This is a genomic window from Bradyrhizobium sp. Ken51 (genome assembly GCF_055807435.1).
In genome coordinates, this window is sequence record NZ_JBVVPB010000133.1 from 1 (window position 1) to 568 (window position 568).

Annotated in this window: 2 protein-coding genes; one reads left to right on the forward strand and one right to left on the reverse strand. The window is 53.5% G+C overall.

All coding sequences use genetic code 11. The features are described 5' to 3' along the window. A partial coding sequence (locus AC0L27_RS41160) for a hypothetical protein (RefSeq protein ID WP_473323823.1) occupies positions 1–194 on the reverse strand: 194 nt, incomplete at its 3' end. A gap of 22 nt (positions 195–216) precedes the next feature. Here AC0L27_RS41160 and AC0L27_RS41165 point away from each other — a divergent pair. Continuing rightward, positions 217–568, forward strand: a 352-nt coding sequence (locus AC0L27_RS41165) for a hypothetical protein (RefSeq protein ID WP_473323820.1), incomplete at its 3' end; no start/stop codon positions are given.

The window sequence follows — 568 nt, forward strand, 5'->3', positions numbered from 1 at the left end:
ACCGTCTCTGACTTTGAGAGCGTATCGCGGCCGTTGGTCATCAGGCGGGCGATAGTTCTCGCGGACGGCACGCGCTGATTGACATCCCAGCAATGCTGATTTTCGCGAGCATGGTGGCACTGGTTGTCGCCTTCGGATTTATAGCGCAGTAAGATCGCCCGCGGAATGTGTGCGACGTCCGCTTTTGCCCCCATATCGACCTAACTAGCGGAGATCGTGCACTTCGCATTTGGGCCAAAAACGGAAGTCACCACCTCATTCGATCGTGTTGTTGGCAGAGGAGATCAACCCAGGCGGCATTTCGACACCGAGCGCTTTTGCAGTTCTAAGATTGATGATCAATTCAAATTAGGTCGGCTGCTCAACGGGCACATCAACCACTTTGGCGCCTCGCAAAAGCTTCGCGACCTGATGAGCGCAGTGACGAAAAATGACGCTGAGACGCGACAATCTCCGAACCGAAGGGGAGGTCTGAAATTGGCCACTTCCGATATAACCGAGGATCCGGATATGCTGGTGAGAAGGAGCGATATTGTAATATCTATGATTCCGGGTGCGCCAGATCTAG